Below are 25,677 nucleotides of genomic sequence, written 5' to 3'. Positions count from 1 at the left end.
GAAATGCCAACGCATAAACTCACGTCGGCTTTTTGCCGCGACATCACCTGCCCGCCGAACAAACGCAAAGTTGTCTATCGCTGCACGGAACTGACCGGCTTCGGCATTGAAGTTAGACCGACATCGGAGACGTTCTACCTGTACTACAGCAAACCAAACGGCAAAGCTGCGCAGATCAAGATCGGACGCCAAGGTGATATTTCGTTCGAGCAGGCAAAGCGCAAAGCCAAGGAACTGCGGTCGAAGATCATACTGGGTCGGTCACCTGCTGAGGACAGGGCTCGCGATCGTGCAGTCATCACGTTCAAGGAACTTGCTAAGCTTCATGTCGAGCATGCGCAGAACCATCTGCGTTCACATGCCTGCGTGGAAATGACGCACCGGCGCTACCTCGTGCCAAAGTTCGGCAAGCTGCGCATCGATGAGATTGCCACTCAGGAAATCGATGCCTACCTGTCTGAACTACGCAAGCACCTGGCCCCGGCGACGGTTGATCGTCACAGGTCGGTCATGCATCGCAGCTACCGGCTTGCAGCGCTTTGGAACTTGCCCGGTGCAGAGCGCAATCCGGTCGCTGCAGTCACGAAGCCTCGTTACGACAACAAGCGCACCTGCCTGTTATCGCCGCAAGACGTGCAGCGGCTGCTTGCTGCCTGTGAACAGTCGCATAATCCTTTGCTCAAGCCGATTGTACAGTTGCTGCTCGCAACGGCAGCTAGGAAACGGGAACTGCTTAATGCCCGGCTCGAGCACATCGATCTCGAGCGTGCCGAATGGACCATTCCGCATACCAAAAACGGGCATCCTAGGGTTGTCCCGCTCAGCAAAGCTGCCGTGGCTGTGATCAAGGCTCTGCCTCGCCCTGAAGGCAATCCTTGGCTTCTTCCCAACCCCGCGACCGGCCAGCCGTTCGACAACATCAAGCGCTCCTGGAAGACCGCGTGTAGCGCGGCTGGAATGCCAGGAATGCACCTTCATGATCTTAGACATGCCGCAATAGGTGCGCTCGTGTCCCAGAATGTTTCGCTTCACGTTGCAGGTAAGATCGCGGGGCACCTGAGGCCGGAGAGCACGTCTCGTTATGCGCAGATTGCCGATCGGACACTTGCCCATTCTGTCGAATTGGCTTCCAGCGGTCTCGGCCTATCGGAGGCGGCGGAATGAACGAGGCCCTCATCACGCGCCTTCGTACACTTGATCATGCGCTTAAGGATGACCCCAAGAACAAGCATGACCGGGCCCATGTCCTGATCAATGCCTGCATCGCCGAAGGCGTCGTTCATGGGTCGCACATTGTCGACGTGCTGGCGGGTATCGGCTTCAACCGCAGGCATATAGGCATGACTCTGAAGAAGGGCATCCAGCCGAACCCCGTGTGGCCGTACTGGGGCCGACATGAAGATGGTACCTTCTACGCGCCAGGGCCGACCTGACACATCTAAGCCCCCGTGTAGCCACAGCGCTATGCGGGGGCGTCTTTCTATCATTTTTTGCCAAAAGCAGTTGCTCGCATGGCTAATGCAAAGGCCAAGAAACGGAACGCTCTTCGATCATACGGCGCCTTTCAAATGCAGAAGGTCGCCGAGTTGAGCTTGGGCAACAGCATGCCCCATCGTCCCTATGTCGGGCTCCTAGTCCATCAACCGAAGGCGACAGTTTGCTCATTGGTGAACCTTGGGCACTCGCCCTCCCGCTCTCCTTCTTGAGGGTTGATGATCTCGTATTGACACGCCTAACATGAGACGATACCGTATCGTCTTAAATGAGGTTAGTGGGGACTCGGATTTCTGGTCTTTGCTGCTCGCGGTCCCACGGTGAAGATCTGGGCGAAGTTGCGACAGCTAGATCTTGAAAGAGAATCGGACGGGAGAGGGAAATGAATAAGAAGGGTATTTGCGGAGCAGCAATAAGCACCATCGCGCTGACATGGGGAACAGTTGCCTATGCGCAGGACGCAGAAGCCGATCTATCCAATCAACGTGAAGACGTGGGCATCGCTGAAATCATAGTTAGCGCGCAGAAGCGGGAAGAAAACCTACAGAAGACTCCTGCAGCTGTAACGGCAGTAGGCGCCGATACTCTGCTTGATCGTGGTATCGGAGATATTCGTGCGGCGCAGATGGTCGTTCCGGCGGTCCGGTTCCAGGCGGAATCCAACAATACTCAGGTGTTCGTCCGTGGCGTAGGGGCCAATCTGGATTTCCAGAATATTGAACCGGCGGTCGCATTCAATTTCAACGGCGTTTACATGCCACGTGAGGCGACAAGCTCAGCCTTTTTTGATCTCGAGCGCTTGGAGGTTTTGCCGGGTCCTCAAGGCACCCTGTATGGTCGCGGGGCGCTTGGTGGCACAGTCAACGTGCAATTTCGGCGGCCTCGCTTTGAAAATGAGGGCACCGCCATTCTGGAAGTCGGCAACTACTCGTTGATACACGGCACGATGGCGCAAGACTTCGCGTTCTCGGACGATCTGGCTGTTCGTCTTGCGGTCGATTACACAAATCATAGCGGCTATTACACGAGCGGCGCGGAGGCGGCGGATGATGTGGCGGGGCGCATCTCATTTCTTTATGAACCGACCGATGGGTTTTCCGCTTACCTGTGGGCGTTCGGAGCAAAAAAGAACGGCACAACCAATGGGCCGGTGAACCACGACGATAGAGGTGGCGCCTTTGATCTTTACAAAGGGTTTCTTACCAAGAATCCATGGGATGACGTCGGCGCTGCCCAATTCGCGACACCAATCGCTCCCTTCCTGCCATTTACCATTGGCATTCCTACGGCCGAAGACAACTCGTACCACGTCTACTCGTTCGGTGGAGAGATCGGCTATGATCTGAACGAAGATCTCACACTGACCTACATTCCCGGGTACGTGAAACTCGAGTCCGACCCATTCAATTGGGTAAGTGTGTTTCTCGCGCAGAACACGGCATTTGTTGAAATGACGAGCCATGAATTGCGGCTCTCCGGAGACACCGGACCAGTTAATTGGCTTGGCGGGCTCTATTACTACTATCAGGACAATTACGGTGCGTTCATCAATACCTATGGTGGGCCGGCGAATCCAAACCCCTACAATCAATATACGCCCGACATCCGTGAGAACATCATCAAAGGGTCGGGCATATTCGGCCAGGCTACCATAAGCGCAAGCGATCGCCTGCGCTTCACTGTCGGGGGGCGCTACAGTAAAGACAAGAGGTCCGCTAATGGGTTCAATCCCGAATATCGAGCAGCTGATGCTTTGCCGGGAACCGGACCTTTTACGCCTCCGGGAACAGATACGTCATTTGCGTTTCGGAAATCCTATTCTTACCTGGACTGGAAGTTGGGGGTTGATTTTGATCTCACTCCGGACGTCTTGATCTATACGGTCGCGCAGACGTCTCATGCGCCAGGCACCTACAACGCAATCTCGCAAGCCGGTATCGACGCGGGAGACCCCTTCGTCAACTTCACCAATCCCGGCACTCCCTACGACGGCAACGTTGAAGTAGAGGAGCAAAAGCTGACTGCGTATTCGGCAGGTATAAAGAGCAGGATGCTCGACGACACGCTTCAGGTAAATGTGGAAGGGTTTTTCTATAACTACAAAAACCTGATCCAGCAGCAGTTCAGTGTAGCTCTCCTGTTCAATCCAGTTTTCAACGCGCAGAAGCTCGAAATCTATGGCTTCCAGGCGGATCTCGTATGGAAGCCTTCCGTGAACGATCAGTTCAATGGAAGCGTAAGCTACACTCGCGCCCGCAACCAGAAATTCACGACACCGGGGGGACAGGATTATTCAGGCTTGCAGCCGCCATATTCGCCGGATTGGGTGTTGCTGGGTAGCTATACGCATACGTTCGATGTTGGTCGGGATGCCTCGCTGGATGTCAATGTTGCCGGCCGTTACGAGAGCTCCTGGTTCGCTGACTTTGTCCATTCTCCCGGAACCAAACAGGAGGCCGGTGCAAAGTTCGAAGCCTCGATAACGTATGACTCAGGAAAGAACTGGCAGCTCAGGAATCTGGGGTAAGAACCTGACAGACCGAGCAGTGCTGGCGGCGACCTCAGCGGCAGGGATCCCGGGCCCAGCGGCAGGCTATTTGGAGGCTCCGCGGACCTATGGCTTGCGGCTTTCTCTGAACTACTGAGCCGAGGCATTGTCGAGAGGTGGGCGAAATGAGCGTCGCTGATCAGAACTTGGATCTGGCGAGCCAAGACTTCGGCTTGGTTAGGGTGAGGTTTTGGTTACTTCCTCGGATTCGCCGATCTTCCAGTGAAGGATCAGTCGCCAGTTTCGCTGCCTCAAGGCTAGTTGGCTTGGATAAAATGATCGAAACTTCAAAGTGGAATCTGGTGAAAAGGGCGAAGCCGCGATGACGCCTGGAGCACCGATTACTGGCAGGCAGCGAGGCCGGACCATCGTTGTAACCGGCGGTAGCAATGGCATCGGTCAGGCATTCGTCAAACGCCTGGCAGCGGAAGGCGCGGATGTTGTCATTTGCGATCTAGCGGACGGCAGTGAAGCGATTGATCTCGTAGAGGTTGGTACCGGGAGTGCAGTATGGCTTCCATGTGACCTTTCGGATCCGCATTCAATCGAAGCGTTTGGTGCTGAGGTGGAGCGGCGCTCACTCCACGTTGACGCGATTGTCCATGCTGCCGGTATTTACCCATTAAGGCCGATTGAGGACATCGGGTTTGATGAATGGCGGCGAGTATTTGCAGTTAACATCGACTCGTTGTTTCACCTCGTACAGAAGTTCCTGCCTGGCATGCGCTCTCGTGGCTGGGGCCGGATCGTCGGCGTGACTTCGAACACCTTCCAACTCGGTACTGCAAGCCTGAGCCACTATGTGGCAAGTAAAGGCGCGCTAATCGGTTTCATCCGTTCTCTCTCGCGGGAGATTGGCGAAATCGGGATAACGGTCAACGGAATCTCGCCAAGCATTACCCGTACCAAAACTATCGAGGCAGGCCCACAGGGGGCGTTCCTCGAACCCATGTCTCAAATGCAAAGTATCAAAAGAGTGGCTGTGCCAGAGGATTACCCTGGAACGCTCTCCTTCCTGCTTTCAGACGATGCCGCGTTCATCACTGGCCAGAACATCTCCGTCGACGGTGGTTGGACCTATGCTTGAGGCCAACACAGCCGCGAACGCGAACAACGCCATCGCCCAAGCAACCAATAGCTCTGTCGGGCCTGCGATGCACAAGGATCGCAGCCAGTCTCTGCACGGGCCGGGAGGCCGATCCCATATGAATAAACCAGCTTCAATAAATGGTGCGAGATTTCGCCGCGTGCTGGGTAATTACCCAACCGGTGTCTGCGTGGTTACGGCCCTGGAAACGGATGGATCACCGGTTGGCCTAACGATCGGGTCATTCACTTCGGTGTCACTTGATCCCACGCTTGTGGCATTTTTTGCCGACAAGCGCTCGAGCACTTGGGCGCAAATTCAGAACATCGGGCGGTTTTGCGTGAATGTTCTCTCGGATGATCAGGTGGAAATCTGCCGGAATTTTTCCCAAAGGGGCGGTGAGAAGTTCTTCGGGCTACCCTATCGTTTTTCTCCTAACGGGTCGCCTGTCCTCGAGGGCGTCGTCGCTTGGATCGATTGCGATCTGCAGGAAGTCTATGAGGCAGGCGATCACGATATGGCAATTGGAGCCGTAGTCGAGCTCGATACTCCTGAGGAAGCCGAGGCCAGCGAACCTTTGATCTTCTTTCAGGGGAAATTCTGTCGCCTGCAGGCCATCGATTGAGCAACCTGCAAGCGATGCTTCTGGATTGCGCAGAACCCCGTTTTCGGGAGCTTCGGGCTTTTGGGCCTGACCAGCCAAGGCATTGCCAAAACAGAACAGACCTAACCTGTCTGGGATCAGGCCATTGTCATCAACGATTCCAATTTGGAGCTGGTTAGGGCTCCAACGGGCCAAGCCGGCAAGCAAGAAACGACCGGCGGGGAAAGCCGCCGATTGGCTAACTTGCGAACGGCAAACTGGAAGAGGGAGATAGGCATGCTTCAGGACCCGGTGACGATTGGATCGATGCGCCTCCGCAATCGTGCGGTGATGGCTCCGATGACGAGGAATCGCGCTACAATTGATGAGGTCCCCACGCCGATAATGGCAGAGTACTATTCGCAGCGTGCTGCTGATGCGGGCCTGATTATCACAGAATGCTCACAAGTTTCACCGCAAGGACGAGGTTACCTAAGGACGCCCGGTAGCTATTCGCTGACGCAAGTCGATGGTTGGCGACCTATCGTTCAGGCGGTTCAGGAACGGGGCGCAAAGATCTTCCTGCAACTTTATCATAGTGGTCGTCAGTCTCATCCGAGCATGCAGGTGGACGGCGCACTGCCGGTGGCTCCTTCGGCCATCAAGGCCGATGGGCAAATCTTCACGGCGGAAGGACTGCAGGATCACGTGACGCCACGCGCACTTGAACGCGGTGAGATACCCGGCGTTGTCGAGCAGTTCGCGAACGCGGCACGAAACGCACTGACAGCTGGTTTCGATGGGATCGAATTGCATGGCGCATTTGGCTACCTGATCGACCAGTTCCTTCGTGACGGTTCCAATCAGCGAACGGATGAATACGGGGGGACGATCGAAAACCGGAGCCGTTTTCTTCTCGAGATCGTCGACGCGGTGACCCAGGTGTTTCCTGCCGACCGCGTTGGTGTGCGTGTCTCACCGATAGTACGCGCGATGAGCATGTCTGATAGTAATCCCCAGGCACTATTCAACTATTTGGCGGAACAGCTTGGCAAGAGACGGATCGGTTACCTGCATCTTCTCGAGATGGGTGATGATCCGTTTGATTGGCCGGGCCTGAAACAGCGATTTGGGGGAATTTGCATCGCCAATTGCGACTACGACGAAGTTCGAGCGGAAGCTGTTCTTGCGTCCGGACGGGCTGAGCTGGTTTCATTCGCTCGCCTCTATCTTGCTAATCCCGATCTCTTACGGCGCTTCGCTCTCGGAGCACCGCTTAACCAGGTTGATCCCGAGACTTTTTATCAAGGGGAAGAGCGCGGTTACACGGACTATCCGGCACTCAACACGGAAAACTAGCAAAGCCATCAGGAATTGGGAGCAGGTACGATGGGCCGACTTTCAGACAAGGTTTGTATCATAACCGGAACCGGCGGGAGCATGGGGCGGCAGGCGGCCGAGTTATTTGCTGCGGAAGGCGCGAAAGTTGTTGGCTGCGATGTAGACGTGGCGGCTGCCGAAGCCTGTGTTGCCGCAGTGCGGGCAGCGGGTGGCGAGATGACATCCCTACACCCGTGCAATCTCACAAATGTCGATGATTGCCAGCGCCTCGCTGATTGCGCCGTCACGAACTATGGCGGCATAGATGTACTCTATAACAACGCATCGATGGCCTATTTCGGATGGCTCGAAGAGATCAGCGATGATGACTGGCACCGAACGATCGACCAGGAAGTAAACCTCATATACTACATGACGAGAGCAGCCTGGCCCCAGCTCAAGAAGAGAGGTGGTTCGCTCATCAATACTGCATCGGTGTCAGCTTGGATCGCCTACAAGGTACTTCCTGCCATTGCCCATACTGCCGCTAAGGGGGCGGTTCTTGCCATGAGCCGCCAGTTGGCGATGGAAGGAAGCGAACATCGTATCCGCGTCAACACAATTTCACCTGGGTTGATTGAAACCAAGCAGACGAAAGCTTTTTTGGAATTGCCTGACTGGTCGAGCTATATGATCGATAAGATCATGCTTGGACGCCCAGGCCTCCCCAAGGAGGTCGCCTACACGGCCTTGTTCCTGGCTTCAGATGAGAGTTCGTTCATCACAGGCGCCGATATTCGGGTTGACGGCGGAACAACGAGCTGGTGAGGTTTTCGTCGATCGATTTACCGACCTATCAATTTGAAAAGCGTGGCGAGAAATTCTCAGTCGTCGATGTTGCAGACTATTAGGCGCGCTGCCCGATCGATCTCTTCAGCGCTACGCTCAAGGCATTCGGCACGTGTCAACTTACCGAGGCTAAGCCGTTGATAGCTGTCGCCCATCACGAGGTGCATAAAAGCTGGCGCACGCCAGTCAGCCTGCTCCGGCGGGAATATGCCTGACAGAATATGCCTGATGCTTTCGATCGACTTTGCAATCACGATATCGAAAAACATGCGGCCAAGATCGGGAAAGCGTAGCATTTCGCCGAGCAGTGTCTGATAAATCCCGAGGACATCTGGAGCAGTGACGAGGTTAATAAAGGCCGCGCCGTAGCTCTTCAGCTCAGAAATTGCTTCATCTCTCGACGCTGCCGGCTCATGGCTACCAAACTGGTAGATTCCGTCGCACTGCTGGTTAATTGTTTCAATGAAAAGCGCTTCTTTGTCCTTAAAATGGCGATAGACTGTCATCTTGGACACACCGGCTTGCTCCGAAATTCGGTCCATGCTGGCTGCTGCGTAGCCTTCTGAAAGGAAAATCACTTTCGCGGCTTCCACAATATGAGCTCGCTTCTTAGCGACGCGTTCATACCTTGGGTCATCTTCCGCCCATGGCTTCCGCTTCGTTCTCTCCCTTTTCGGACCTACATCACGCCCCATCAATCAGTACCTTCAACAGCCATTCACTGAACAATGCCCATCCCTGCCTGCCCAGGAATGATCGACGGCATACATGTCATTTGCAAGCAATCTATTCCGACCTTGCTAAATGGCTATACCCCAATAGCTCACGTGTCTCTATGATGACCGCACCGCGGCGGAGGTCACCGGCAAGGTATCTTCTCCATTAGAGCAGATAACTTTCTGGGACTTGCCTAAGGGCAATCTAGACGGCTGGATCTTGAAGATTGCTCTCACTCTTTTCATCATCTCCGCACGTCGGCCCTGTTGCTGCTGTATCGCTTGTAATTCAGGCTGTGACCCTTGCTTTCTCCAGGGGTGCGAGCGTGAAATCCCAGTCAATCGCCAAGAATGGGTTTGAAAGCCCGACCTGCTTGGCTTTGTCAGGGTCGTCAACGGACTCGATATTGGCAATCAGCGACGTCTTGACGCCGAAAACGGGATCCTCTGACAGAAAGGGGCAGTCAGGATCAAATATGTGTGTGACCACCGTGTCATGCCCCGGTGCGGTGACTATGAAGTGAATATGGGCAGGACGATTTGGATGCCGATCTAATGCCTCTAGCAATTTCCCTACTGGTCCGTCGTTCGGAATGGGGTACCAGCGAGGTTTCGTGGTCTTGAACCAGTATTTGCCGTCAGGTCCCGTCCGAAATACGCCCCGCAAATTCCACTCTGGCTGGATGCCTCTCTGTTGGACGTCGTAAAAACCGTCGTCATTAGCCTGCCAGACATCAAGCAAAGCCCCGGCAATAGGCTTGCCATCGATGTCGACAACTTGCCCTGAAACCAGCATCGACTCGCCTTTTCCGTCGAGCGAGATATTGCTGCCCATAGGGTAGTGCGGCGCATCGGCGACGTGGAAGGGGCCCAGGACGGTATTTTCAGTTGAGCCGTTAGGTCGCTGATGATTGATTGCGTCAACCAACATCGAGACGCCGAGAACATCCGAAAGTAGAATGAACTCCTGTCTCCAGTCGGAGCATATTTGACCGGTTTCTGTCAGAAATTGGATCGCACCCATCCATTCTTCAGTCGTAAGATTAACTTCCTTTATTGCGGCGTGAAGATGGCTTACGACGACCTCCATGATATTTTGTAGTCGTGGATTAGAATTTTTGCCGATCCGCGAGTTTACCTCATCTACTGAGCGGTCAATGCTGAAGTAAAGTTTGTCTTCGGTCATCAATACTCTCCTAGAACTGGTCGAACACCGTGCCATGCGTTTTCCAGTAATTTTCGAAGGGGGGACGCCTCTATCGGTCGAGGATTCCAATAAGGGTTGGAAACTGCCAAGCGCACGGCGTCGTCTATTTGATCTTGCGACATTCCCAATGCTTTCAGGCTTGACGGGGCTCCCACGGTTTGCGCTAGATCACGCAAAGCCGTGACAGGATCATCACTCATGACAGCCTGAAGTTGCGCGATGACCTCGGGGATTGCAGGTGCATTATAGGCGAGCGCGTGGGGAAGTATGACGGTGTGAGTTTCAGCATGCGGCAGATTGAACGATCCTCCCAAGGTATGGCACAGCTTGTGGTGTAGGCTCATGCCGACGTGGCCAAGGCAAAGTCCGCAAAGCCACGCGCCAAAAAGCGCTTGTGACCGCGCTTCTCGGTTCATCTGATCGTTGACGATTTTGGGGAGTGCCTGATGCAAGGCCGCGATGCCCTCGAGGGCCCAGCCTGACACGATCGGATTTCGCTGGCGGGAGTAGAGAGCTTCGACAGCGTGCGCGATGGCATTGATCCCGCTAGTGCCAGATGTTGCTGCCGGAAGGGACATCGTCAGATCGACGTCGTAGATCACAACTTCGGGAAGGATCTTCGGGCTCGCCTTTGTGGTTTTAACCCCATGTTCGGTTTCGCCCAGAATTGGCGTCATTTCGGAGCCAGCATAGGTCGTAGGGAGAACGATCTGGGGGAGGTCGGTTCTAAAGGCGATGGCTTTTCCCAGGCCGATCGTTGACCCGCCTCCGTAGGATACAATTCCGTCGACCTGGGCTGTCTTGGCGATCTCAATCGCTTCGAGCGTTACATCGATCGGCGTGTGCATTCGAGCGCCGGTAAATACCGCGGCCATGCGGTTTCCAAGTGAATGCGCCGCTGCCCTGGCATCGTCTGCGCGACCTGCTGTCGAAAGCAGCAGCAGACGCCTGCATCCAAGATTATCTGCCTCTTCCGCTAGGGCTTGTACGGCGCCCGGACGAAAAATGACGCGGGCAGGATTGGCCGTGAAGACGAAGTCCATCATGAACTTATGTCAGCGACTGACGAAGTGGGCGCGGGTTTGAACATGATCCTTGATTGCCCCCAAATTGCCCTCTCGCAAAAATCTCTTGAGTCGATACCGTATCGTATATAATGAAGACTGCAGAAGCAAGAGAGTTTTGCAGAAGGGACGTGGGCACGCCCGATTCAGGATGTCGCCAGGATCGGCAAAGATTGCGTTCGTTGCTCTCGATCAGTTCGCTTCGGCTGGCGCAAATCGCAAATGTCGTTGCTCATGTTTTTTGGGGAACGGCCTAGGAGGGTACCTATGTTTTCGACGAAGTGGGCAACATCACCGCGTGAGCATGACGTCATCATTGAGCGGAATGTTCGAATTCGCATGTCTGATGGTGTCTACCTTGACGGCGATCTTTTCAGGCCCGCGTCGCAAGGAGCTTTCCCGGCTATCCTTGGCGTTCATGCCTATGACAATGCGATGCAAAGTGTCCCGACTATGCCCCAGGCAATGCAGGGCAAGAACGCTCAGGCTGAAGCGGGGGATCCCCATTTTTATGTGCGTCGCGGATATGTTCATCTCATCGCCAATGCGCGCGGAACCGGGCGGTCCGAGGGCCTTTACAGCCACTATGGCCCGCGGGACGTAGAAGACATCCGCGAGATCATTGCTTGGCTAGCGGAGCAGCCATGGTGCGATGGAAACGTAGGCATGTTTGGCGTTTCCTACTTCTCGGTTGCCTCAAAGCAGGTGGCGGCCACCAATCCGCCCGCTTTGAAAGCAATTTGGGGGCAATATGGCTATACGGACTTCTACCGCGATAAGTTCTATCATGGAGGCATTCTAGCCCACACGTTCCTCACTTCCTGGGCAAAGCACTTGGCGGGCGTCCGCGTGGACCCCTGGTCACGTCGCAACCTCGGCGACGAGGAATATGAGCGTAGGCTAGCAGCTCTTCGCGCAGATAAGGATATCATGGCGGTCCCCGAATTGGCTGCTGCTGTGCGCAATTCGGAAGACGGTCCCAATCCAATTATCTTGGACGTCCTCCTCAACCCGGAAGACGGTCCCTATTGGCATGAGCGTGCTCCTGATCTCGAAGCGATCAAAGTGCCGATCATGTTGGGCGCATGTTGGGGGATGTACGGACTACACCTGCCCGGCGAGTTCAGGGCTTGGGAGAAGATCACGGCTCCTAAGAAAATGATCGTCGGCCCACCCATTTATCTTGACCGGCCGGTCTACCAATATGCGGAAGCATCGCTTCGCTGGTTCGACCATTGGCTCAAGGGCAATGATACCGGGATCATGGAAGAGCCAGCCATTCAGCTCTTTATGATGAACAGTGGCGGACGGTGGATTGATAGTCAGGAATGGCCACTTCCCGAGACGCGCTGGCACAATTTCTTTCTCCATCGGGATGGCCTGTTGAGTGAACATGAATTCTGGCCCAACGAAGGTGCGACCAGCTTCGAAGACAATAACTTCAATAAAAGGGGTGCGATTGAATTCACTACGCCGCCACTTGTTGAGGAAACCGAAATCGTTGGCCCCGCTAAGCTTACAGTCTACGCCTCGACGACTGACGAGGAGATCTTGCTCTTTGCTAGCCTGTGGGATGTCGCTGAAGACGGAACATCGCGCATTTTGACCAGAGGTTGGTTGCGGGGCACTCTGTCAGGCGTCGACCCGAGTAAATCGTCCGATTGGCAAACCCACCACAGGCTTGCGGGCAAGACACCAATCGAACCGAACGTACCGAAACGTTATGAGATTAACATAATTCCGACGGCCAACCGTTTCCCGGAGGGGCATCGGATACGCTTGAGGATTAGCGCGTCGGACGACGAAGTTCCGGAGAGCTTCCTTGATTTATTGGCGCAAGGGCACCTGGTTCGACAGCGGCCCTCATGGATATCAATCCATCATGATGCCGACCACCCTTCAGCCATTGAACTGCCGATCATCAGCGGCAATCGGATTGGAACCTATATTTCCGGGGGAGGAGCACGCCGCAAGGCAAGTGGCGGCGATCAAGGAAAGCGCGGCTGGGATCGCTGGTAGCCAGTCCCTCTTAAGGGACCTTCGACCTGGCAAAGAGAAAAGACGGTCATCGCTTGATCAGCATTGCTTGCACCAACAGGCACCCCGCTACTTGCCTTTTTGCAATGCAACCGATGCGGGCTGATGTGAACTCTTCGTGATCCCTTGCTGATTGTCGTTGAGGCATTTGCGGCATGCTGCAGTTCCTGACGCTCGTTGAATTGTCGCTTGCCATTATAATCCGATACCGTATAGTATCATCTTATGGATGATCAATGCGGGAGCGAGTCGCGATGGCTGCCATCCGGGGGCCTCGCAAGGCGCGGATAGCGAAATTGGTCTGGACGTTTCGTGATCGAGGGGAGTGACAAATGTCGAAGAATCAAATCAAACTTCAAAGTAGTCGGCTTAGCTTAAAGGGCGCATTAGACGTTATCGAAGCGGGCATGTCGGCGGCCGAGCAACATGGTGCGCCCATGGCCATTTGCGTCGTTGACCCGTCCGGCCTTGCATTGGCTTCTGTCCGCATGGATGGGGCGCCGATGCTTGCGGTCGACGTTGCCAGCAAGAAGGCGTGGACGGCCGCTCAAACAGGCGCGCCCTCTGGAGACGTTATTCATTTCATCTCGGGTGATCCTGGTTCCCATTTGTCGATGCCTCACGTTGACCAGTTTACGGTTGTTGCCGGGGGCCTTCCGATTGTGATCGACGGCGAGCGCCTGGGTGCACTTGGCGTTAGCGGTGCATCGGCGGATCTCGACCTAGCCGTAGCTGAGGCCGCGCTGGCTGCACTTTCCTGACCTTTTCCGCACAGGAGCTTATCATGAACAAGCCATTCGTCAGCACCACAATGGAAGCTAAGAGCGCTACACCGATCGATTTCGCGCAGAGGGCTGCTGCTTTGCGTGATCTTATCGAGCAAGAAACGGCAAATCCTGCCAATGCAAAGTGCACCCCTACGGCCGTGGTCGAGGCTGCCCGTGATGAAGGGCTTTTCTGGCTTCTCGTGCCAGAAAAATTTGGCGGCTCGGATGCCAGTTTGGTCAACTTTGCCAAGGCAATGGAAGAATTGTCTAGCGCGGATTCGTCGGTTGGCTGGACGATCGCTGCCCAAAGTATTGGAACCATGGTCGCCGGCAATTTCTGTAGCGAAGAACATACCGAACGAATGTTCAGTGGTGCGAAAATGCCGATCATGACCGCAACTTATGCGCCGAGCGGTCGAGCGACATATGAAGACGGAACTTACCGTGGATCCGGCACCTACAGCTTCGGCTCAGGCATTGACCATGCAGACTGGGTGTCATCAGCGCTCGTGGTCATGGATGGGGACAAGCCCATGCTGCAAGAGGATGGCAAGCCCAAGATTGTGGGTGCGTTCTTGCCACGTGAAAAGGTCAACGTAACCGGGAACTGGAATGTACCTGGCATGCAAGCGACAGGCAGCTATGACTATGAATTGCCCGAAACGGTCATTCACGAGAGCTGGACTTTCAACCAATATTGGACGGAGCCTACCCAAACCTCACGCGCTGCGTCGGTCGGCACTTTAATGGCTGTTTGTGCGGGCCATGTTGCTGTAGCGCTGGGAATTGCCCGCCGATCCCTCCATGAGGCTGCCCGGGCGGCGAATGCCAAGAAACGACTCTATGCGACCAACGCATTGTCTGACACCCCAACCTTCAAGATCGACTTCGTGCGCCATGAAGCCCTTTATGAAGCAGCTCGTGCCCTGGCATATCAACTGTTAGAAGCTGCTGACGCGAAGATTGCGGCGGGTGGAAAGCTCGATGAAACCGAGCAGCAACGGATCCGTCAGATGACGACATGGGTCCACCAAGTCTGTCGCGACGTGGGCGTCTATGCTTACGGATCGGTATCCTCATCTCTCCGCTTGCCCAGTATTCTGGCTAAGAACGTCATGGATGCTGCAGTCGCTGCCCAGCACTACATCGTGAATGACATGAGCATGATCGATGCTGCCCCATTCGTAATTGAGCGATGGGCAGACGAAAGCGCAAAGAGCGTCGTTTCCTGACCGCCAAATAGTGCACTGGGTCGTCTTCATGCTTCCACTTCTTATCAGAAGTGACCGCGAAGAAAGGCTGGAGTGGCGACGAAGCCAGGGAGAGGTCAAGTGATCGACAAGGCCACACCCAATGCTGAGGCTGCTGTAGCCGACATTTTCGATGGTGCGTCGGTAATGATAGGCGGCTTCGGTACTGCAGGCATGCCAGACGAGTTGATTGATGCCCTAATCGCTCGTGACGTAAGCGACCTCACGATCATCAATAACAATGCGGGCAACGGTGAGCGGGGAGTGGCAGCACTGATCCGTGATGGAAGGGTGCGAAAAATCATTTGTTCCTTCCCGCGCCAGTCTGACTCGCACTACTTCGACGCGGCTTATCGTGCCGGAAAGATCGAATTGGAGCTTGTGCCGCAAGGTAATTTGGCGGCGCGAATACATGCGGCGGGCTCTGGACTTGGTGCGATTTTCACGCCCACCGGCTATGGCACTCTACTCGCCGAAGGTAAGCAGACGCAGGACATTGGTGGTCGCAACTATGTCCTCGAATACCCCATCCACGCTGACTTCGCGCTGATCAAAGCGCATCAAGGAGATCGATGGGGCAACTTGGTTTATCGGAAGACCGCGCGCAACTTTGGGCCAATTATGGCGATGGCGGCTGAGGTCACCGTCGCTCAAGTTAATGAGATCGTGCCGCTCGGTGCACTCGATCCTGAAGCCATCGTAACGCCTGGTATCTTTGTCCAGCGTGTGGTGGAAGTAGCGCCCACCGCAGCAACCCAAGCGGCTGCCTGACCGGGAGAGGTATTATGAAGCGCCTTACCCGCGAGCAAATGGCCGCCCGTGTCGCCCAGGACATTCCGGAGGGCGCGTATGTCAATCTTGGTATCGGCCTTCCAACTAAGGTGGCGAATTACCTACCGGTTGACCGCGAAGTTTTTCTGCAAAGTGAGAACGGTTTGCTTGGCATGGGTCCCGCCCCCGCTTCTGGCGAGGAGGATTGGGAGTTGATCAACGCTGGCAAACAAGCGGTAACCTTGCTGACGGGCGGCTGCTTCTTCCACCATGCAGACAGCTTTGCCATGATGCGGGGAGGGCACATCGACATTTGCGTCTTGGGTGCATTCCAGGTGTCAACGACTGGCGACCTCGCTAATTGGCATACTGGAGAACTAGACGCGATCCCCGCTGTTGGTGGCGCCATGGACCTCGCTATCGGCGCCAAACAGACCTTTGTGATGATGGAACTGCTCACCAAGCAGGGGACAAGCAAGCTCGTCGAACGCTGCACTTATCCGCTGACGGGGCTGGGCTGCGTGTCGCGCGTCTACACCGATCTTGCTGTGTTCGAGACAGGTGCGGAAGGTGCTCGAGTTGTTGAAGCGGTCGACGGTTTGAGTTTGGACGATCTTTGCCACCTCACTGGGGTTTCGCTGCGCCTATCCCACAATTCGAGCAATGCACGCGGATGTACGCAAAGGGTGTTGGCAATTGAATGAACCTCCAAACAACAAGGGAAACGCAGAGGGCGGTGCGCAGCCACCATCGCAAAGATGGTCATGGGCGAAGAAGCTACATGTTCGATTTTTGCGCAGCCCTAGAAGTTGTGGTGAAACGAAACCGGACGACGGCTTCTTTTCGGCCTGGAACTTCAGGAGTGAATTCTAGTCTGCGGCCAAAGCGGCACGCCCACTTTCCGCCAAGTGGCAGACATTGGGCGAGACCAGCCGGATAGATAGAAGCCGCCATTGCGGTTGTCGCAACGGGTACAGCACGGGTCGGATTTTTGGAATTGATCCTATGAAAGCACTTTCACTAGGAAACTGCCCCAAGACGTCGTTTGCACAACTTGGGTCCCGCCTGGGTCAGCAAGGGAACTGCCAGTTCGGGCGTACGTAAATAGCGGTAATATAAGCTGTTTATCTCGGCCTGCCCCTACTTTCGTAATGATGGGGTCACGTGTTCGAGTCACGTAAGCGGCACCACCTGCTTTATGGCACTTCCCCAAGGATAAATCGAAACTTGCTGGCGAACGGTTGTTCGGCTGGTCCGCAGTTTGGGACCTGCATGGGTCGCCTTGGGCAGGGAAGGGTGGCTTTTGGTTGCTAATGGGCGACCCCATCATGACTGCTGATGACTGGTTCAAACTTGCGTGTCGCTGCGGGACAGTCACCTGATCGAGCTACCTTCTGTGCCAGCAGGACGACACATCCATTTTGACGCACAATCCGCCGATAATAGTTCGACGCCATTTTCAACGGATTATAAAGTTAATTATTAGTAAAGATTTAGGCATATTCATATATGTATTTTTCCGTATTGTGAAAATATCTATTCATATCTAATATATTAATTATCAAAGTCTTCGAAGTATGATTAACTTGTCGAAAAAATCAGAATCTAATGGCCAAAGCATAGAGTCTACGATTCAATCCATTCTAGATGGAATCCGAAAATATTTAGCAATGGATGTTGCTTTTGTGTCGCGGTTCACGAATGATGCGAGAGAGTTCCTTTTTGTAAGCGCCGACGATGATATGTCCGGAGTGACTGTCGGTTCGTCAGATCCTTTAGATGAGAGCTATTGTCACTATATCGCCCAAGGGACTTTGCCGGAAATCATCAAAGATGCGGCATCTACTCCGATTGTCTGTGATCTTTCAGCAACACGAAGCTTGCCTGTCGGTGGGCATCTAGGTGTCCCGCTTGTCTTTAGTAACGGTACGACTTTTGGATCGATCTGCTGTTTCTCGCACGAACCGGCTTTCGATCTTAATGAACGGAACCTCAATCTAGTGCAGATCGCTGCCAAGTTGGTCGCAGAGCTCATGGAGCAGCATCTTGAGCGCCAGGCGAGTGACATGCAGGCGCGAGCTCGCATCAGCCGAACTATCGAACGCGGTGACTTCGAGGTTGTCTATCAGCCTATCGTCAGTCTGGCAGATCGCAGCTTGTGGGGTTTTGAGGCCCTGGCCCGTTTCCCTGACGCAGATGACGTTTCGCCAACCAGATGGTTTGAAGAAGCTTTCGAAGCTGGGCTTGCGATTGATCTAGATCTTGCGCTGATCAACCGCGCCGTTGCTATCTTGCCTCGGCTTGATGAAGGTATTTACCTCAGCATAAATGTCAACGCCAGCACGGCGCTTTCAGGCAAACTCACCGAAGAGCTGTCTGGGGCTGAACTGGACAAACTAGTGATCGAACTCTCCGAGCACGATGCTGTCAAAGATTACGGAGCGCTGAACGAGAACCTACGCAAGCTTAAGGGTAATTGGCGGCTGGCAGTAGACGATGTGGGCGCAGGTTATTCGAGCCTGCGTCATATTCTCGATGTTGGACCAGACATCATGAAATTGGACATGACCTTTGTGAGGAATATCGATCGGCGACCGTCTCGCGCCGCGCTTGTAAAAGCAATTGTCACTTTCGCGAAGGCATCGGGTACGTTGCTCATTGCCGAAGGCATCGAAAATTACCAGGAGGCCGAAGAACTCCAGCGCCTTGGAGTCGAATTTGGTCAAGGATACCATTTTGCAAGACCCGCAAGTAAAGAGCAGGCGTTGTCACTCCAAAAGAGAGGCCTGTGAAGAAACGAGAGCGCCAAAATCTCCCTAGGTTCTGAAGGTAATCGCCAGCTCCCTCGTGTCTCGAGCATCAAAAAACTCGCCGGAGTTCTTAAGAATTTTCGTGAGTAGGATAGGCATAACTGCCTAGGCGTCATTCCCGCACAACTTAATCGAACAACGCTATCCCCGGCTCATGGTAGCTTCGGACAAATCGTTGACGTCAATTCTGGTCGCAGCTGGCGTTGCCATGGTGGCGATCACAAGTGTGGCGACTGTAATTTTGACAGCCGGGCTTCAGACAAATGGCTACACTTCTCTTGGCAACTTCTTCCTGATGGTAGCCTGCTCAAGTTCTGCCACAGTCTTCGTTCTGAGCCATACCTACTCTGAGCTGAAGGCGAGAGAACGGCATGCGTCAGTAGAGGCTCGTACTGACGCACTAACTGGCCTCCAGAATCGAAAAGCCCTCAACGAAGAGCTCAACCAACTGGTACTTCAGAGCCAAACTTTGGCTGGATCGGGCTGGCTCGGATTAATCGACCTTAACAACTTCAAGAACGTCAACGACTCGCTCGGCCACGAGAAAGGCGACGAGCTTCTTATGCACGTGGCCAAACGGCTACTCGAGATTGTGCCTGCAAACGAGGCCTTCAGATTAGGCGGAGATGAATTCGCAGTCGTATTTCGTAATCTAACCAAGTCTGATGCCGAGGACATCTGTCGTCGGCTTTATCAGAATGTTGCACGCTCCTACGATCTAGTTGGAACTTACGTCGCAATAGGTTGCAGTATCGGCTTGGCCGAAGTCGAAGTGGGATTGACAAGCTCAGACCTGATGCGTCGAGCGGACCTTGCGATGTACAAGGCCAAGAAATCGCGATCAATCGTGGAAGCTTTTGATCTGACGATGCGTGACGAACTTGTCCGAACTGCGGAACTTTGCAAGCGGCTTCCGGAGGCCTTCGAAAATGAGAAGGCAATTACACTCAAGTACCAGCCGATCATCTCAAGAGATGGAGAGATCGAGGCATTGGAAGTTTTCGTTTGCTGGCGCGATCAACATTTTGGTTTCATTTCACCATACGAAACCAATCATATTGGGAGACTCACCCAGCAAATTGATAACTTGAGTTTTTTTGCAATTTCAAGGTCGTTCAGTTTACTTCAGGCGAGACCTGGGCTGTCGATATGCATAAATATAGAAGCCATGCAGGTCTTGGACACGCGCTTTGCAGAAGCTTTGAAGCAGTTGGTCATAAGCAGTCGACAGGATACATCTAATTTTCAACTCGAAATAGACGAAGCAGAGTGGACCGCTCATGGTCCAAAATGCGGCCCAGTCTTGCGCGGATTGGCAGATGTTGGCTTTACAATCGCCGTCGATAATTTTGGAGTAGGCTCGTCATCTCTCAAGGAACTAAAATCTTTCGGCGTCACTGCGGTCAAGTTCGACCAAAGCTTCCTCACTGCCTCGGGTCAAACGAGCAGCATTGCTTTACTGCAAGCTAGCGTGAAATTGGCGAAAACGCTCGGTATGGAAGTGACCTGTAAAGGAGTGAACAGCCTTGAGGATGAAGTTATGGCGCTTCAGGCAGGGTGCGACTATTTGCAAGGTTCCCTCTATGGGAGACCGGATAATGCAGTTATGTTTCTTCGCGATTTTGGATCCTTGGCCCTAAAGGCAACCGGGTCAGGGCTCTTGAATGGCACTCGCACCAAAATGTCTATTGCTAACGAGCAAATTAGACGTGCAAACGAACGATCCTAAATTATCGCGCGTCAGAATGTCTGGGGCGCCACTTGTCTGGACTGCATAAACTCATCTGAGAACCGGTCATTTGAACTGACCCTTTCCCTTGCCTTTAGCCTTGCTTTTGCCTCTAGGCTCAGCCTCGCCGCTGGGCGCCGCTGATGTGGCGTTATGAGAGAGGATTTCATGAGCTGCGTTGGTCATCTGATGGCTGACAGTGCTACCCAGTTTGAGGGTAGCGATTACCAACGCGCTCCCCATCAGCCCTAAGATTAAGGCATACTCAGCAGAGGCCGAACCCTCCTCGTCGCGAAAAAGAATCTCATACTGACCTCCCCACGCCAGTATCGATACGAGGGCATTAGGACCCTACCACCCCAAATCATTTTCGAATTGAATGCATTGAAGAGGCGGGCGAGCTGATTGCCGCTCACTTACCAATAAGCGGTCAGTATCCAAATGATAAAAGGACCAAAAATCGGCAGCTTATGAGCCAATACGGTAGATTCCATTTTGAGAACGATTCAACTTTCAGCTGAACCTCTCAATCGGTTATCAAGGCCTTATGAAATTTAAACCTGCCATATTTTTGATCGACTCAGATTTTTCCAGTCGCAAGTCAATGTACGATTTGTTGTTTGACAATGGTTTCCATGTTGAGCCATTCGAATCCTTAAATGATTTATTTATCCATCGTTTGTCGCCGCGCCTCACTTTGGTTCATGACATCAAAAATGTGGTTATGGATCTTGCCGAACGTTTGGAGGGCATGGAGGAGCACTGGCCTTTCGCATGCTTTACGCGAGATCTTGATACTCAGCAGGTTGTGAAGGCCGTACGCAATGGAGCCATGGACTACTTTAGCCTACCGTCGGAGGAGGTGGTAGTGCCAGAACGGTTGACTAGGCTTAGAGACTCGCTCACCGATACGAGCCAACACAGAAGGAATTTGTCTCACGCCAAAAACCTTTTGCGAGGACTAACTGCCAGGGAGCGGCAGGTTTTGAAATGCGTATCCCTAGGGATGTCCAATCGCGCAATTGCCGCGAAATATAAGATAAGTCCACGAACTGTTGAGATACATCGCGCAAAGATGATCGCGAAGTTGGGCGCGGCCAATTCACCGGAAGCCGTGAAGATAGCAGTCTCTGCAGGGATAGCCCTCTAATTAGGTCCTTCGTTAGCGTTGAAGTCGGCGCCTAAAAGACGTCGGATGGTCGCCAGAATTTCCTCAATCTTTAAGGGCTTGGCAAGCAACGGAAAGTTATTTCCAAGGGACATCGGCTCATTGCATAGCCCGCTCATCAAAATAACTTTCAAACCGCGACATGCTTCTTGTGCTGCCCGCCCTAGAGCAATCCCATTGCCTTGGGGCATGACTATGTCGGTCAACAGAATATCAAAAGGCCTTCCCTCTGAAAGGTGGCGCCCAATCAAAGCCAATGCTTCATTGGGATTAGTTGCTCCGAGCACGTAAAAACCTTCAGTCTCGAGAAGTTCCGACAAGGCCTCCATTGCATACCGTTCATCATCAACAACAATAATGCGGGGCCGTTCTGCAGCTGGCCCTGGGGGCGTCGATCGTCGATTTATTTCATCGATGCTTGCCGCCCCTTCCTCTTTGGCAATTGGAAAGCGCAAAATCGCCTGAGTCCCTAGGCCGGGGGACGACTGCAACTCAATGGTTCCACCGTGAGCCTCCAAGAATCCTTGTACGGAAGTCAAGCCGATCCCTGTGCCCTTTTCCTTCGTCGAAAAATATGGGTCGAAGGCCTTCGATAGGACGTCTTCGTTCATACCCGCACCAGAATCTGAGATTGTTAGAAGCAAATGCGATGGCTGGGTGAAGTGCTCCTTATGAGACCGGTCAACGGGTTCTGTTTGGGTCGAGATTGTCACATCCCCTGCTTCGACAATCGCGTCACGTGCGTTGAGAACTAGATTTGTCAGGCAGTTCATAAATCCGCTAAGATCTGCGTTTATCAGCACTCCGGGGGCTTGAAGTTTCAGCTTGATGCTTGCGCATCCTCCTGAAATGGCCTCAAAATATGGTAATGAATCATATAAAAAATCATCAATTGAGAATATATTCGCACGCGCACTTGCTGATGAAGACAGAGATAAAAGAGAAAGTGCCATTCCGGAGCTCTTTTCGGAAGTTTCCTCTATTATATTTATGATGCTATCGATCTGAAAATTATCATATTTATGAATTTTTAGTAAATTACAATTCAATTTTATGACAGAAAGATAATTGTTTAAATCGTGCGCCAGGCAACTTGCTACTCTGCTTATCTGGGCTGATAGGGCATCACTTTTCTGGCGTTCAAGAGCCAGGTTCGCGGACAATTCTTTGGCTTCTTTAAGCATGGCATTCTGCATGCTGAGAAGCAGCACGGTATCAATAAACGGATCGTTTGGTGCGAAGTCAGATATACTGAGGCCTGTTAGGTCCCCAGATTCGGGCAGTGATGAGATATTTAAGGCTAGGAGGTAGGCGTCATCTATATCAATGATGCTGCCGGTCAGTTTCAAACGGCTCACGAGCGATCGCAACTCGATAGTTGATCTTCGAGGAAGGTCAGGTCGCGCCGCATGATATTGTGTTGAGTTAGAAACTCTAAAATGAGCATCAAATGGATCACCGGATCTCACATCTGGAACTTGGCGAGAGATGGTTGGCCCGAATGACCGGATGATCCAATGCCGATCGATCAAGAGATAGGCTGGATACAGAAAGGCGATATCGTTCTGGCTGAAGGTAACTGACATCACTCAATTACCGCTCACGAAAATTAACGACAAACTCCAGCCCTTCTCTGTCTTGCTTCGTAAGCGTGACATCACCCACTAGCCCGAAGTGCTCCAAGAGACCTTCAAAGAGACCGGCAACGAACCGTTCGAGGCCATCGCGTTCCGATCGGTATTGGACTCTGAAGCTCTCAAGCCCACTTTCAATGACCATAAAAGATGGCATCCGTGCGCTCGGTAGCGTTCTCACCACTGCTCGGTGCATCTGGTCCAAATTGCCTACGAAGGTGACGATGTCATCGCCAGTGAATTCCATGATTGACTTAAACGAGCCATTGGCGGCGAAACCAATCCAGTATCTGCCGAATGCCATTAAACAATCCGGCATCGTCAGGCCAAGGCGCTCGGAAGCCGCCTTGATTATTTGCATGGTCAACGCGTCATCGTAGACCTTTAAACTGATCTGATCTGCTGCTGTAATTCTTGCTTCACGCTCAAGCGATGCCCATTCGTCAACCCCTAGTTGATTGATTACCATTTCGCGAACAGCACAGTGGATCATTCCATACATATTATAGAATCCGGAATTTATTTAGAATTAGATAACATAATAAAATAAAGCTAAATTTTTATCATCAAACTATATAATCTATCTATCTGATCTTCTATTATTTCTAATTTAGAAATATAGTACGCCTTGTTATCTATGTTTTTATCATTCTCAATTTTCCTGAGCATATTACCTTTTGCTAAGCGAATAACATTGAGTGGTTGCCTTAATAAATGTAAGTCGTCTCGATTGAGTTTCATTTACTTCAATCCTTAGCTTCCTATGCACAGGGTGTTCCGAGGTCAGGCCTGCCGCATCTCGCCCTTTCCTATGCCTTTGATTGCTTGATGATGTGTTTGCCAACAAAAAGTACGAATGTTCTCAAAGTGAGAGCATTTCACCTATCTAGTAGGTTGCGCATTGATATGGCGCGCGAGGGTCCAAGAACGTAACATGGCGAGCGCGACGGCGGATTAAGATGAGCAATTTAATTGACGCGGAAGATGGCATGATCACCTCATGCACCGTGCTTGTCATCGATGATGATGAGGCGTGCCTGCGCGAGTATTGTGAGATAATCGACTCCTTGGGCTATGCTCATCGATCGGCTTCGGGCGCCGCGGAGGCCTTAAGGGCCTTGACCGAGGACAAGACAATTGGGATCGTTGTGACGGATTTGCAAATGCCGGGCATGGACGGCATGGCCCTTCTGGCTGAGATAGACGCGCGTTACACGACAGCTCGCCCAATTGTAACATTGATGGTCACCGGGTTCGGCTCCTTGCAAACAGCCGTTGACGCAATGCGCCAGAACGCGGTCGATTTTCTGGCAAAACCGATTGAGCGTGATGAAATGGTGTCAGCCCTTCGCCGTGCATCAGCCCGCCGTGCGCAATTGCTGGGCCTCTGGAAGCTCTCCGCACTTCAAACCGCAGCAGCAAAAGGCGCTCAACCTAGCGACCTCATTCGCGAAATAAGCGGGGGTGGCCTTAAGGATTTCGTGCGCAACATCATCTTATTGCGGCGAAAAAGGATGGACTTCCTGGACCCCGAGCTTTTTTCAGATCCGGCATGGGACATCTTGCTGGAACTTACCTTGGCAAAGCTGGAGAATACTCCGATTCCGATGTCAAGTGCTTGCGCTGCCACGCAGGTGCCTTTCTCGACGGCTTTCCGCCATGTCGGCAATTTAGTTGCATCAGGCCTCGTCAGGCGGTGGAAAGATGCAAGCGACAATCGCCGCGTCATGGTTGAGCTGGAAGATGATACCCATGCGGCAATGCTGCAATATCTCACGTCGATTAAAGGCTGATATCAAGTCGGACTAGTGATGACCACGTTCGGCAGTGGCGCCCTCTTCGCATCAACACAAACCTCCCATATCGGAATCTATTTTTCTAGCAATGCTATGAGCCGCACCTTACTCGGGCCATACCGAAAGCGAGGAACTCTCGTTCGGGTTGCAAATCGTTGTCGGCGGGTTGGAGGTCTCCTGGCCCGCCGACATTATTGCGTAGTTCAAGCCGAACAAGCGATTCACGATATCGCCGTTGTTGGGTCGTAAGCTGACCAGCCGCTTTCCGACCGCATCAGGCAAGTCCAACCGCGCAAAACGGGGTATCTTATCTGGAGACGGCAAATCTGCCGCCCCCTCCCCCCACCGGGCCCTCGGATGATTTCCGGGGGCTTTTTCTTTGCCTGAAAGGATACCCCAATGCTCATTATCCGCACCGCGGAGGAGTTGGCGCGCACGCTGGCTTCCCCGCTTGAATGTACCTTGCGCGAACGCCTGGAGGCGCAGCGCGCCTATCTAGCCGACTACCTTCACGACTACGCGTTAGAGGAGCTAGCGCTGTTCGTAATTGTCCAGCCGGGCGATCACCTGGAAGACCTCAATGCAACTAGCAGTGTGCGGCTGGTACGGGACGGCGGCACCTTCGCGTTCGAAGTCGAGACCGCAAATCGATACGACGACTGGCTCGAGCTCCTCTTCGTGATCAGCGACGATGGTTTCGGCGTGGTCCTGTTCGTGCCGCTTACCGGGGACATCGATCCCGCCATTCTCGCTGCCTGCCAAGACCAGACCCCGCACCTGGAAATCGTGCCCAGCCGCCCAGGTACGTGAGCACAAACTAGCGAGCTGACTGGTTCTTGCCGGTCAC

Annotated in this window: 22 protein-coding genes; 17 read left to right on the top strand and 5 right to left on the bottom strand. The window is 53.2% G+C overall.

The genetic code is table 11. The features are described from left to right. The first annotated feature begins 3 nt into the window (after positions 1-3). From G6N82_RS06090 to G6N82_RS06060, 7 genes are all read left to right on the top strand, one after another. Positions 4-1,164, top strand: coding sequence for a site-specific integrase (locus tag G6N82_RS06090; protein ID WP_165194764.1), 1,161 nt, complete (start codon positions 4-6; stop codon positions 1,162-1,164). Next, entirely contained in the window at positions 1,161-1,433 is a 273-nt protein-coding gene (locus tag G6N82_RS06085; RefSeq protein ID WP_165194762.1) for a hypothetical protein, read from the top strand. The genes G6N82_RS06090 and G6N82_RS06085 overlap by 4 nt, the downstream gene beginning before the upstream one ends. Positions 1,434-1,876: 443 nt before the next feature. Continuing rightward, positions 1,877-4,021: a TonB-dependent receptor gene (locus G6N82_RS06080; RefSeq protein WP_165194760.1), complete on the top strand. Its 2,145-nt coding sequence runs from the start codon at positions 1,877-1,879 to the stop codon at positions 4,019-4,021. Positions 4,022-4,334: 313 nt separating this feature from the next. Beyond that, the gene (locus tag G6N82_RS06075) at positions 4,335-5,129 is read left to right on the top strand and encodes an SDR family oxidoreductase (protein ID WP_206520311.1); all 795 of its coding nucleotides are present in this window, start codon (positions 4,335-4,337) and stop codon (positions 5,127-5,129) included. 118 nt (positions 5,130-5,247) lie between these two features. Next, positions 5,248-5,754, top strand: coding sequence for a flavin reductase family protein (locus G6N82_RS06070; protein ID WP_165198005.1), 507 nt, complete (start codon positions 5,248-5,250; stop codon positions 5,752-5,754). 255 nt (positions 5,755-6,009) lie between these two features. Further along, on the top strand, positions 6,010-7,071 hold the full coding sequence (locus G6N82_RS06065) for an alkene reductase (RefSeq protein WP_165194758.1): 1,062 nt from the start codon (positions 6,010-6,012) through the stop codon (positions 7,069-7,071). Between the two features lie 30 nt (positions 7,072-7,101). Then, the gene (locus tag G6N82_RS06060; RefSeq protein WP_165194756.1) at positions 7,102-7,860 is read left to right on the top strand and encodes an SDR family oxidoreductase; all 759 of its coding nucleotides are present in this window, start codon (positions 7,102-7,104) and stop codon (positions 7,858-7,860) included. A 56-nt stretch (positions 7,861-7,916) separates the two neighbouring features. Here the strand turns inward: G6N82_RS06060 and G6N82_RS06055 are convergent, their stop codons facing one another. The 3 genes from G6N82_RS06055 to G6N82_RS06045 form a co-directional block, all read right to left on the bottom strand. Beyond that, positions 7,917-8,474: a TetR/AcrR family transcriptional regulator gene (locus tag G6N82_RS06055; protein ID WP_206520310.1), complete on the bottom strand. Its 558-nt coding sequence runs from the start codon at positions 8,472-8,474 to the stop codon at positions 7,917-7,919. Between the two features lie 412 nt (positions 8,475-8,886). Continuing rightward, on the bottom strand, positions 8,887-9,783 hold the full coding sequence (locus G6N82_RS06050; RefSeq protein ID WP_206520309.1) for an intradiol ring-cleavage dioxygenase: 897 nt from the start codon (positions 9,781-9,783) through the stop codon (positions 8,887-8,889). Further along, the gene (locus G6N82_RS06045) at positions 9,783-10,850 is read right to left on the bottom strand and encodes a maleylacetate reductase (protein ID WP_165194751.1); all 1,068 of its coding nucleotides are present in this window, start codon (positions 10,848-10,850) and stop codon (positions 9,783-9,785) included. The genes G6N82_RS06050 and G6N82_RS06045 overlap by 1 nt, the downstream gene beginning before the upstream one ends. A 285-nt stretch (positions 10,851-11,135) precedes the next feature. Here G6N82_RS06045 and G6N82_RS06040 point away from each other — a divergent pair, with 285 nt between their 5' ends. The 8 genes from G6N82_RS06040 to G6N82_RS06005 all read left to right on the top strand — a co-directional run bounded on the left by G6N82_RS06040 (position 11,136) and on the right by G6N82_RS06005 (position 21,382). Beyond that, positions 11,136-12,887 (top strand): CocE/NonD family hydrolase, encoded by a 1,752-nt coding sequence (locus tag G6N82_RS06040; RefSeq protein ID WP_165194749.1) that lies wholly within the window; start codon positions 11,136-11,138, stop codon positions 12,885-12,887. Between the two features lie 350 nt (positions 12,888-13,237). After that, positions 13,238-13,666, top strand: a complete 429-nt coding sequence (locus tag G6N82_RS06035) for a heme-binding protein (RefSeq protein WP_165194747.1) — start codon at positions 13,238-13,240, stop codon at positions 13,664-13,666. A 23-nt stretch (positions 13,667-13,689) separates the two neighbouring features. Then, positions 13,690-14,904 carry an acyl-CoA dehydrogenase family protein gene (locus G6N82_RS06030; RefSeq protein WP_165194745.1) on the top strand — a complete coding sequence of 405 codons (1,215 nt, stop codon included), beginning with the start codon at positions 13,690-13,692 and terminating at the stop codon, positions 14,902-14,904. 99 nt (positions 14,905-15,003) lie between these two features. Then, positions 15,004-15,693, top strand: a complete 690-nt coding sequence (locus tag G6N82_RS06025; RefSeq protein ID WP_165194742.1) for a 3-oxoacid CoA-transferase subunit A — start codon at positions 15,004-15,006, stop codon at positions 15,691-15,693. A 14-nt stretch (positions 15,694-15,707) separates the two neighbouring features. Next, positions 15,708-16,397, top strand: a complete 690-nt coding sequence (locus G6N82_RS06020; RefSeq protein WP_165194739.1) for a 3-oxoacid CoA-transferase subunit B — start codon at positions 15,708-15,710, stop codon at positions 16,395-16,397. Between the two features lie 873 nt (positions 16,398-17,270). Continuing rightward, positions 17,271-18,485 (top strand): EAL domain-containing protein, encoded by a 1,215-nt coding sequence (locus tag G6N82_RS06015; protein ID WP_165194736.1) that lies wholly within the window; start codon positions 17,271-17,273, stop codon positions 18,483-18,485. A gap of 193 nt (positions 18,486-18,678) precedes the next feature. Next, positions 18,679-20,232, top strand: coding sequence for an EAL domain-containing protein (locus G6N82_RS06010; protein ID WP_206520308.1), 1,554 nt, complete (start codon positions 18,679-18,681; stop codon positions 20,230-20,232). 547 nt (positions 20,233-20,779) lie between these two features. Next, positions 20,780-21,382, top strand: a complete 603-nt coding sequence (locus G6N82_RS06005) for a LuxR C-terminal-related transcriptional regulator (RefSeq protein ID WP_165194730.1) — start codon at positions 20,780-20,782, stop codon at positions 21,380-21,382. On the opposite strand, the gene G6N82_RS06000 is transcribed toward G6N82_RS06005, so the two are convergent. Both G6N82_RS06000 and G6N82_RS05995 read right to left on the bottom strand, forming a co-directional pair. Further along, a complete protein-coding gene (locus tag G6N82_RS06000) occupies positions 21,379-22,986 on the bottom strand; it encodes a hybrid sensor histidine kinase/response regulator (protein ID WP_241255249.1) in 1,608 nt (535 codons plus the stop codon). The genes G6N82_RS06005 and G6N82_RS06000 overlap by 4 nt on opposite strands. A 7-nt stretch (positions 22,987-22,993) precedes the next feature. Further along, complete coding sequence (locus tag G6N82_RS05995) at positions 22,994-23,536, bottom strand: heme NO-binding domain-containing protein (RefSeq protein WP_165194726.1); 543 nt, start codon at positions 23,534-23,536, stop codon at positions 22,994-22,996. A gap of 457 nt (positions 23,537-23,993) precedes the next feature. Here G6N82_RS05995 and G6N82_RS05985 point away from each other — a divergent pair, with 457 nt between their 5' ends. Both G6N82_RS05985 and G6N82_RS05980 read left to right on the top strand, forming a co-directional pair. Next, the gene (locus G6N82_RS05985; protein ID WP_165194720.1) at positions 23,994-24,827 is read left to right on the top strand and encodes a MarR family winged helix-turn-helix transcriptional regulator; all 834 of its coding nucleotides are present in this window, start codon (positions 23,994-23,996) and stop codon (positions 24,825-24,827) included. Positions 24,828-25,229: 402 nt separating this feature from the next. Next, positions 25,230-25,640: a hypothetical protein gene (locus tag G6N82_RS05980; RefSeq protein ID WP_165194718.1), complete on the top strand. Its 411-nt coding sequence runs from the start codon at positions 25,230-25,232 to the stop codon at positions 25,638-25,640. Positions 25,641-25,677: the final 37 nt, after the last annotated feature.

Origin of the sequence: Altererythrobacter sp. BO-6, assembly GCF_011047315.1 — a bacterium.
In the GTDB taxonomy this organism is placed as follows: Bacteria; Pseudomonadota; Alphaproteobacteria; order Sphingomonadales; family Sphingomonadaceae; genus Erythrobacter.
Note: the sequence above shows the minus strand (reverse complement) of the source record. Positions and strands in the feature narration are given on the sequence as shown.